We start from the raw sequence: 3,414 nt of genomic DNA, 5'->3' as shown, positions 1-3,414 counted from the left end.
GGCATGGACGTTCCTCGTCTGCTCCGCCATCTTCGGCGCCGCATCCACGGTCGTTCAGGTCATCACCGCATTCGCCGCAGCGGCCAGTCCACCAGGCCGGCGCGGACGCACCGTCGGCGTGGTGACCAGCGGCGTGGTCATCGGTATTCTGCTGGCGCGCACCGTCTCCGGGTCCATCGCCGACCTTTGGGGGTGGCGTGCGGTCTTCGGAACCGCTGCGGTGGTCATGCTCGGTGTCGCCGCGGGGCTGGCCCTGGCGCTCCCGCGCGACACCATCGCCAAGGACGTCGTGCCGTACCATCTCGCCGTTGCCTCGGTCGTGGTGCTGACCATGCGCGACAGGACTTTTCGCATCCGGAGCCTCATCGGCGGACTGATGTTCGCGAGTTTCGGCGCGGCATGGGGGGCGATGGCGTTGCCGCTGGCTGCCGCGCCGTGGGACTTGACGACGTGGCAGATCGGCCTCTTCGGCATCGTCGGGGCGGCCGGGGCACTCGGCGCGTCGGGCGCGGGCCGCTGGGCCGACCGCGGCCGCGCCGAGGTCGCCACCGGCGCGATGCTGATCGCCTTCCTCGGGTCGTGGCTGGCCATCGCCCAAACCCCGAATTCGCTACTACTGCTCGTGATCGGCCTCATCGTCCTCGACTTCGCCGGCGAGGGAATTCACGTCATCAACCAGCACCTCATCGTGGAGTCCGACCCCACCGCGACCACTCGCCTCATCGGCGGCTACATGGTCTACTACTCGATCGGCACCGGCGCTGGGGCCATCGCCGCCACCGTCGCCTACGCCCATGCCGGGTGGACCGGGGCGAGCCTCGTCGGAACCGCGTTCGCCGTGGCCGCCCTCGCCGTCTGGGCTGGTGACCGCTTGATCAAACGACCGTGAGCGGCAACGACTTCCGGTTCTCGAAGACCCATGACGCACCGCCGGAGAACCTGGTCACGGCGACCTCGCCCAATTCCTTTGCCGGGGTGTCGGTCTCGATCACGCGCACCGTCCAGTCGGATGCCGTGCCGGTGACCTCAGCCCGCAGGCACGGATCGACGGCGTTGACGATGGCCTGCAGCGGCTTGTCGGCCACCGGGGAGACCAGCGAGATCCAGGCGCCGTCCTCATACGCCGGTGAGCGGCGCACGTGCAGGAACTCCGAGTCGACGTCCACCGACACGTAGGCCGCCGGGTTCAGCAGCGGGTGCAGTTCGAGGACACGCAGCGCGCCCTTGACTCCACCTGGCAGCTTCAGTGCCTGGTGAATGCGCTCGGCGGCGATGCCTGCGATGCCGATCAGCTGCTTCGTGCGGATCGATTCCTCCAGCGCCACGTCGCCACCCGCACGCGCCCGGACGGCGAGCGTGAAGGACAGCACAAGCAGGTGCATCTGGAGGCACACCTCGTCGGCGATGCGGACCAGCGCCGAATGGGAGAACGCGCCGAAGTCGACGTCGGACAACAGCGGGCCCGAATAGTCCGGCACGCCTTGGTCGTTCGGATCGATCGGGTCGAGTTCGCACGAGTATGCGCGGCTGGCGCCGACGACGTCCATCGCCGGAATGAACGGCACCTCGGGATAGGACTCGTCGATGATGACCGTCCACCGGCAGTGCGGGTGCTGGTCGGCCGGCGTCCTCGGCGGCCGGTGGATGGGCCGCACCTGGGTCTTGCGGTTGGTGGCCAGCGCGGTCGCGTCAAAGGTGGGATCCTCGATGTCGTGGCACATGCCCTGGACGTAGTCCTCGCCCATCGGCTCGACGTCGAGCAGTGCCCCACAGTGGTCGAGGTGGAACTCGCCGTGCCACCGGTCGTGCACGGTGTACCGGAAGTCCATGAACTGCGGTGGGGCGCCGATGTCGAGCTGCAGCCCCTTGAAGATGGTGATGACGTCGACGCCCTCGTACTTCAGCGCCTTCTGCATCCGCTTGGTGTAGAGCGGGCTGGCCGCGGCCCACTCCTCGATGGCGATCTGCAACATCTCGTCACGGCCCCATGCGCTGATGCAGTGCGCCATTCCGGACCGGTCGATCAACTGACCGATCAGCAGCAGCTCGGGGACCAGGGTCGCCAGCTCGTCGCGCGAGAGCGCGGCATATCTACTCATCATCGAGTGTCTTCCCCGTATTCATCTTCACGGCTGCGCTCACATTTGCCCGCTTGTCCTCACCCTCACCCTTCTCGGCCGCCTTGCGGCGCTTACCCGCAACCTTGCTGACGGTGCCGTTGAGCCCGGAGCCGAGTGGGAAGCCGACGTACTGCGTCAGGAAGATCGCCACCTCTTTCAGTTCGTCCTCGGTGAATTCCTCGTTGAACAGCGCCGCGTTCACCTGGACCTCGCCGAGATCCTGGCGACCCTGTGCCGTCACCACCGCCAGGGTGAGCAGCCTCTTGTCGCGCATCGAGAGACCGGGACGGGTCCAGATCGAACCGAACAGATGGTCGACGGTCAGATCGAAGTAGGGATCACCCTCGATGTTGGGCATCTCCCAGCCGTAGACCTCGTTCATCTTCTCGAGGCCCTTCTTGCGAAGTTCGTCCACGGAGCTAACCCTTCGTCGAAGTCGTATGCGGTACACCGAGTCCGGATGCCAGGTCCCGCAGCGCGATCTCGGCCAGTGGAAGGTCCACCCCGGTGGCCGCTCCGAGCTCCAGGGCCAACCGTAGGTCCTTGTCGGCCAGACCACGCGTGTGGACGAACATGTCGTACAGGAAGTGGTCGGGCTGCAAGGGTTTGGTGTCGTCGCGGGCCATGATCGCGCCGGGGCCGCCGCTCTGCGCATCGCTGTGCCGCACCACCCGACCCAGCTTCTGCAGGTCGATGCCAGCCGCCTCCGCCAGCTTCGATGCCTCGCACGCAGCGGCGAAACCGATGTAGGTCAGCATGTTTCTGGCCAGCTTCATCCGGGTACCCGCTCCCGGCTCTCCGGCGCGGACCACCATCGACGCCCACTGCTTGAACACGGGTTTGACCTTCTCGTAGGCGTCGTCGGACGCGCCGACCATGACGGCCAACTCGCCCTTGGTCGCCGCACCGGCTCCACCACTCACCGGAGCGTCAACGACGTGAATCCCCTTGGGGCGCAGCTGCTCGGCGAGCTCACCGGCTGTGGTCGGCTCGATCGTCGAGTGAATCGCGATCACCGTGCCTGGCTTGGCATGCGCGGCTAGTTCGGTCACGACGGTACGGACCTGCTCGTCCGTCAGCACGGTCACGCTGATCACGTCGGCGACGGCTACGTCGGCAATGTTGTCCGCCAGGTTGGCGCCGGCTTCGGCGAGCGGGGTCATCGACTCCGCGCGCACGTCGAAGACGATCAGTCCGCCGGGCCAGTCGACGAGTCGCTTCGCCATCGGTGCGCCCTGGTTCCCCAACCCGATGTACCCCAGTTTCACGTCGTCGGTCATCGGATGATCTGCCC

General features: G+C 66.9%; 4 protein-coding genes. 1 reads left to right on the top strand and 3 read right to left on the bottom strand.

What is annotated here, in order from left to right; genetic code table 11:
• Window positions 1-889 (top strand): MFS transporter (locus ACRDUX_RS30635; RefSeq protein WP_526419566.1); only part of this gene is annotated, 889 nt, incomplete at its 5' end.
• Here ACRDUX_RS30635 and ACRDUX_RS30630 read toward each other — a convergent pair.
• From ACRDUX_RS30630 to ACRDUX_RS30620, 3 genes are read right to left on the bottom strand one after another with little or no spacing between them, the layout of a single operon-like run.
• Window positions 876-2,102, bottom strand: coding sequence for a hypothetical protein (locus ACRDUX_RS30630; protein ID WP_526419564.1), 1,227 nt, complete (start codon window positions 2,100-2,102; stop codon window positions 876-878). The genes ACRDUX_RS30635 and ACRDUX_RS30630 overlap by 14 nt on opposite strands.
• Window positions 2,092-2,535 (bottom strand): carboxymuconolactone decarboxylase family protein, encoded by a 444-nt coding sequence (locus ACRDUX_RS30625; protein WP_526419562.1) that lies wholly within the window; start codon window positions 2,533-2,535, stop codon window positions 2,092-2,094. The genes ACRDUX_RS30630 and ACRDUX_RS30625 overlap by 11 nt, the downstream gene beginning before the upstream one ends.
• Before the next feature lie 4 nt (window positions 2,536-2,539).
• The gene (locus ACRDUX_RS30620) at window positions 2,540-3,400 is read right to left on the bottom strand and encodes an NAD(P)-dependent oxidoreductase (protein ID WP_526419568.1); all 861 of its coding nucleotides are present in this window, start codon (window positions 3,398-3,400) and stop codon (window positions 2,540-2,542) included.
• Window positions 3,401-3,414: the final 14 nt, after the last annotated feature.

It is taken from the genome of Mycobacterium sp. (assembly GCF_050701675.1).
GTDB lineage: Bacteria > Actinomycetota > Actinomycetes > Mycobacteriales > Mycobacteriaceae > Mycobacterium.
The sequence above is the reverse complement of the archived record's forward strand: the minus strand, read 5'-3'. Positions and strand labels throughout refer to the sequence as shown.

Coding starts and splice junctions, on each gene's coding strand:
- ACRDUX_RS30620 (WP_526419568.1), bottom strand. CDS start 3,400: ATGACCGACGACGTGAAACTGGGGTACATCGGGTTGGGGAACCAGGGC.
- ACRDUX_RS30630 (WP_526419564.1), bottom strand. CDS start 2,102: ATGATGAGTAGATATGCCGCGCTCTCGCGCGACGAGCTGGCGACCCTG.